This window comes from Cupriavidus sp. SK-4 (assembly GCF_000611125.1).
In the GTDB taxonomy this organism is placed as follows: Bacteria; Pseudomonadota; Gammaproteobacteria; order Burkholderiales; family Burkholderiaceae; genus Cupriavidus; species Cupriavidus necator.
Genome location: NZ_JFJW01000096.1, coordinates 1 through 5,401 on the forward strand (window position 1 = coordinate 1; position 5,401 = coordinate 5,401).

Genomic DNA, 5,401 nt, shown 5'->3' on the forward strand with positions numbered 1-5,401 from the left:
TTGCTGACGGGATGATGAACGCCGAGCAGGCGGACTTCTTGCGATGTGCGATCCGTGAGCGGCAGAACATCCTGATCGCCGGCGGCACCAGCACCGGCAAGACCACGCTCGTCAATGCCTTGCTCGCGGAGATCGCGGCCACTGGCGACCGCGTGCTGGTGCTCGAAGACACCGTGGAGCTGCAATGCGCGGCACGCGACCATGTGCCGCTGCGCACGCGAGCCGGCGTGGTTTCCATGACCGAACTCGTGCGCTCCTCAATGCGACTGCGCCCCGACCGCGTGATCGTCGGCGAGGTGCGTGGCGGCGAGGCGCTGGACCTGGTCAAAGTCTGGGGTACCGGCCACCCGGGGGGTATCGCCACCATCCATGCGGGATCGGCGCAAGGCGCGTTGCTGCGTCTCGAGCAACTGATTCTGGAGGTCGCTGTGAACCCGCCACGTGCGCTGATCGCCGAGGCGGTCAATGTCGTGATCTACATCGCCGGCCGTGGCCGCCGTCGCCGCATCGAGGAGATCGCCAGTGTCGTTGGCTTCGACAGTGCCGGTTATCGCCTGGAGGAGGCACTGGAAACACCCTTACCCGAACCGCCGCTGGCTCCCTGCGCCGCGGCGCTGCCGTCTGCCAATGATTCAGGAGAACTGTGATGAAGGACGCCGGTGCTTTCCGCTTTTCCGTAAATCCGGGTTGCTGCCTCGCATGGCTGCCGCCTTTGGCCAGACTGATCCAACGCGGCTTGCTGGCAGTCGTCCTGCTGATGACGGCTGGCACGGCGAAGGCGGCTGGCTCGTCGATGCCCTGGGAACGGCCACTGCAAGCCATTCTTGACTCTGTCCAAGGTCCGGTCGCTCGCATCATCGCGGTCATCATCATCATTGCCACTGGGCTGGCGCTGGCTTTCGGGGACACGTCGGGCGGCTTCCGCAAGCTGTTGCAGATCGTTTTCGGCCTGTCCATTGCCTTCGCGGCGTCCTCGTTCTTCCTGTCGTTCTTCAGCTTCTCGGGCGGGGCCGTCGTATGAGCATCCCGAACGAAGGCGTGCCGGGCTTCGCGCCCGGTTTCGAGATTCCGCTGCATCGGTCTCTCACCGAGCCAATCCTGCTGGGCGGCGCGCCCCGCACCGTCGCGATCGCCAATGGCACGTTGGCCGCTGCCGTGGGCTTGGGTCTGCAGCAGTGGATCCCCGGCTTCGCGCTGTGGATCCTCGGTCATGCCCTGGCGGTATGGGGTGCGCGCGTAGACGCGCAGTTCATGCAGGTATTTGCGCGTCATATCAAGCACAAGCCGCTGCTGGACGTTTGAAGGGGAGGGCGCCGCGATGCTAAACCTCACTGAATACCGCCAGCGCCCGGCTTTGCTCGCCGACTGGCTGCCATGGGCCGGCCTGGTTGCGTCCGGCGTGGTGTTGAACAAGGATGGCTCGTTCCAACGCACGGCGCGTTTTCGCGGGCCAGACCTCGACAGTGCCACGCAAGGCGAGTTGATTGCCACGACGGCGCGGCTCAACAACGCGCTGCGCCGCCTGGGATCGGGCTGGGCGTTGTACATTGAAGCAGCGCGTCAGCCGGCGGCGGACTACCCGCGCTCGGATTTCCCCGAACCCCTCTCGTGGCTGGTCGACGAGGAACGGCGGGCCGCGTTTGAGGAATCAGGCAGTCGCTACGAGAGCGGCTATCACTTCACGCTGCAGTACCTGCCGTCCGAGGAGTCCCGTGCGCGAGCGGCCAAGTTGCTCTACGAGAACCGGCAGACCACCAGCGTGGACTGGCGCGAGCGGCTGAGTGCCTTTGTCGCCGAGACCGACCGCACCTTCGATCTGATCGACGGGGTGATGCCGGAAATGGTCTGGCTCGATGACAGTGAAACGCTGACCTATCTGCGCTCGACGATCTCTACACGGGCCTACCGGATTGGCGTCCCGGAGGTGCCGTTCCATCTCGACGCCCTGCTGCCTGATGCGCCGGTGATCGGCGGCCTGACTCCCATGCTAGGCAATGAGCACCTGCGCGTGGTGACGGTGCGTGGGTTCCCCACTTCGACCTGGCCGGGAATTCTAGATGATCTCAACCGCCTGGGGTTCGCTTACCGGTGGAGCACGCGTTTCCTGTGCATGGATAAGGCCGAGGCCGAGAAGGAACTGGGCCGCTTGCGCCGACAGTGGTTCGTCAAGCGCAAGAATGTCCTGGCGCTGCTTCGCGAGACCATTTTCCAGCAGGAGAGCCCACTGGTCGATGCCGACGCCAGCAACAAGGCTGCCGACGCGGACGCTGCCTTACAGGAGCTGGGTAGCGACCAGGTTGCTTTCGGCTACGTCACTGCGACCGTGACGGTACTCGATGCCGATGGCGACGTGGCGGATGACAAGCTGCGCAGGGTCGAGCGCGCCATCCAGGCCCGCGGTTTCGTGACGATCCCCGAGACCCTGAATGCAGTGGAGGCGTGGCTGTCTTCGGTTCCAGGAAATGCCTATGCCAACGTGCGCCAGCCGATCGTGTCGACGCTGAACCTGGCTCATCTGATGCCGGTGTCCGCCGTGTGGGCCGGGCCGGAGAAGAACCTGCACCTCGATGGCCCCCCGCTGATCGTCACGCGCACGGATGGCGCGACCCCGTTCCGGCTGGTGACGCACGTCGGCGATGTGGGCCACACGCTCGTCGTCGGGCCCACCGGCATGGGCAAGTCGGTCCTGCTCGCCACGTTGGCGATGCAGTTCCGTCGCTATCCCGGTTCGCGCATCTTCGCGTTCGACATGGGGCGATCCATGCGGGCGACGGTGCTGGGCCTCGGCGGCCAGCACTATGACCTCGGTAGCGATGGTGCGATCGCCTTTCAGCCGCTTGCGCGCATCGACCGCGACGGGTATCGCATTTGGGCCGCCGAATGGATCGAGGGCCGGCTGCGGCATGAAGGCGTCGCTGTCGGCCCCGATGCGAAGGCGACCATCTGGTCGGCGCTCGCCAGTCTCGCCGGGGCGCCGGTTGAGCAGCGCACGCTCACCGGGCTGTCGGTGCTGCTGCAGTCCAACGGATTGCGCCAGGCACTCGCACCGTACGCATTGGGCGGCGCACATGGCAGGTTGTTGGATGCCGATCACGACCAGCTGGGCGCCTCCGACGTGCAGTGCTTCGAGATGGAGGAACTGATGCCTAGCCGCACCGCAGTGCTCGCAGTGCTGGGATACCTGTTTGCCCGTTTCGAGGAGCGTTTTGACGGTGCGCCGACGCTGCTGATGCTTGACGAATCCTGGTTGTTTCTCGACGACCCGGTGTTTGCGGCACGCATCCGCCAGTGGCTCAAGACGCTGCGCAAGAAGAACGTCAGCGTCATCTTCGCGACGCAGTCGCTCGCCGACGTCAAGGATTCGAGCATCGCGCCCGCGATCATCGAGAGTTGCGCCAGCCGCATCTTCCTGCCCAACCCACAGGCCACCGAGCCACAAATTCGCACGATTTACGAAGGTTTTGGCCTCAACAGCCGGCAAATCGAGATCCTGGCCACCGCGCAGCCCAAGCGGGATTACTACTACCAGTCCCGTGCTGGCAACCGGCTGTTCGACCTGGATCTGGGGCCGGTCGCGCTGGCATTCGCCGGCGCCGGGACGCCTCAGGACCAGCGTGCCATCGATGCAGTGCTGCGCGACGCCGGGGTGTTCGGCTTTGCCGGTGCCTGGCTGCGCCACCGCGGTCTTGATTGGGCGGCCGACTTGCTGCCTTCTGCGCCGTCGGCCACGGCCTTCGTCGCTTCCCGCCAACAGGAGAACTTGTCTTGAAACTCCATGTGATTCTTCGGACGCTATTCGCCGTGCTGGCGGCCTCCCTCATGCTCGCGCGCCCGGCGTTAGCCATCACCGTGTTCGACCCGACGAACTTGTTGCAGAACAAGCTGACCGCGATTCGCACGCTGGAGCAGATCAACAACCAGATCAAGCAGTTGCAAAACGAGGGGCAGATGCTGAGGAACCAGTCGCGCAATCTGGCAAGCCTTGACTTCAACATCGTCAACCGCCTGCGGTTCACACTCGCCAACACCGACCGGCTGATCGCCGAGGCGCGCGGGCTGGCCTATAACGTGCAAACCATGGACGCCAACCTTGCGCGCCTATATCCGCAGCAATATGCGGCGGCCATTAGCGGCGACCAGATGCACCGGGACGCGCAAGAACGCTGGCAGAACACGCTCAATGGGGTGCACACCGCGATGCGGATGCAGACACAGGTGTCGCGCAATCTCGCTCAGGACCAAAGTGCCCTGACCGACTTGGTGCGGCAGAGCCAATCCGCGACCGGTGCGCTGCAAGTGGTGCAGGCCACGAATCAGCTGCTGGCCTTGCAGGCCAAACAGGCGATCCAGGCGCAGCAATTGCAACTGACCCAGGAGCGCGCGGTGTCGCTGGAGCTGGCGCGGCAGGCCGCTGCCACCGAACGCGGGCGCGAAGTGACGCGGCGCTTTCTGGGTAACGGGACGCCGTACACGCCGCGGCCGGTGAACTTCTACAACCGCTGAGAGGGCACAGATAACGGCGCACGCCCGCGCGTACCGAACGGTTCGGACATGAACGACGTAGAAATCATTGACCGCTTCCTAGATACGTTTTCCAGGTACATCGACTCGGGCTTTGGCCTGTTGCGAGGCGAAGTGGCGTTCCTGACTGCCACGCTGGTGGCGATCGACATGACGCTGGCGGGGCTCTATTGGGCGCTGGCGCATGCCACGGGGCAGGGCGAGGACGTGATGACGAAGCTCATCCGCAAGGTGCTGTATGTCGGCGCCTTCGCCTACATCATCGGCAACTTTAACTCGCTGGCAGGCATCGTGTTCCGCTCATTCGCGGGATTGGGGCTGACCGCGACCGGCGCGCTCAGCATGGAGACCTTGTTGCATCCGGCGCGGCTGGCCAAGACCGGCATCGACGCCGGTGCGCCCATCCTGGGGCAGATCAGCAAGCTGGCCGGCTTTCCGGAAGTCTTTGCGAACATCACGCCCATCGTCGTGATGTTTCTCGCCTGGCTGGTGGTGATCGTCTGCTTTTTCGTGCTCTCGGTCCAGCTGTTCATCGCGCTGATCGAGTTCAAGCTGACCACGCTCGCAGGCTTTGTGCTCGTGCCATTTGCGCTCTGGAACAAGACAGCGTTCCTCGCCGAGAAGGTGCTTGGTAACGTGGTCTCCTGTGGCGTCAAGGTACTGGTGCTGGCCGTTATCGTGGGCATCGGCACCGGCCTATTCGCGCAGTTCCAGCTTGCGCCGAACGAGCCCACCATCGACAACGCGTTGGTCATTATGCTGGCGTCGCTGGCCATGCTGGCGCTGGCGATTTTTGGGCCGGGCATTGCCACCGGCCTCGTGTCCGGCGCGCCGCAGCTGGGCGCGGGGGCCATGGCAGGCGCGACAGTGGGGGCTGCGG

Annotated in this window: 6 protein-coding genes; all 6 read left to right on the forward strand. The window is 64.5% G+C overall.

Annotated elements, in window-relative coordinates; genetic code table 11:
* Window positions 1–647 (forward strand): ATPase, T2SS/T4P/T4SS family (locus tag CF68_RS20910; RefSeq protein WP_035822467.1); only part of this gene is annotated, 647 nt, incomplete at its 5' end.
* Complete coding sequence (locus CF68_RS20915; protein WP_035822469.1) at window positions 647–1,021, forward strand: TrbC/VirB2 family protein; 375 nt, start codon at window positions 647–649, stop codon at window positions 1,019–1,021. The genes CF68_RS20910 and CF68_RS20915, both read left to right, overlap by 1 nt.
* Window positions 1,018–1,302, forward strand: coding sequence for a VirB3 family type IV secretion system protein (locus CF68_RS20920; RefSeq protein WP_035822471.1), 285 nt, complete (start codon window positions 1,018–1,020; stop codon window positions 1,300–1,302). The genes CF68_RS20915 and CF68_RS20920 overlap by 4 nt, the downstream gene beginning before the upstream one ends.
* A 16-nt stretch (window positions 1,303–1,318) precedes the next feature.
* Entirely contained in the window at window positions 1,319–3,769 is a 2,451-nt protein-coding gene (gene trbE, locus CF68_RS20925; RefSeq protein WP_035822473.1) for a conjugal transfer protein TrbE, read from the forward strand.
* Entirely contained in the window at window positions 3,766–4,503 is a 738-nt protein-coding gene (trbJ, locus tag CF68_RS20930) for a P-type conjugative transfer protein TrbJ (RefSeq protein WP_035822475.1), read from the forward strand. Before trbE ends, trbJ begins: the two co-directional genes overlap by 4 nt.
* Before the next feature lie 48 nt (window positions 4,504–4,551).
* Window positions 4,552–5,401: P-type conjugative transfer protein TrbL (trbL, locus tag CF68_RS20935; RefSeq protein WP_035822476.1), on the forward strand; the 850-nt coding region annotated here is incomplete at its 3' end.

Excerpts from the sequence above, each read along its gene's own strand:
- trbE (WP_035822473.1), top strand. The coding sequence starts at position 1,319 with ATGCTAAACCTCACTGAATACCGCCAGCGCCCGGCTTTGCTCGCCGAC.
- CF68_RS20920 (WP_035822471.1), top strand. The coding sequence starts at position 1,018 with ATGAGCATCCCGAACGAAGGCGTGCCGGGCTTCGCGCCCGGTTTCGAG.
- CF68_RS20915 (WP_035822469.1), top strand. The coding sequence starts at position 647 with ATGAAGGACGCCGGTGCTTTCCGCTTTTCCGTAAATCCGGGTTGCTGC.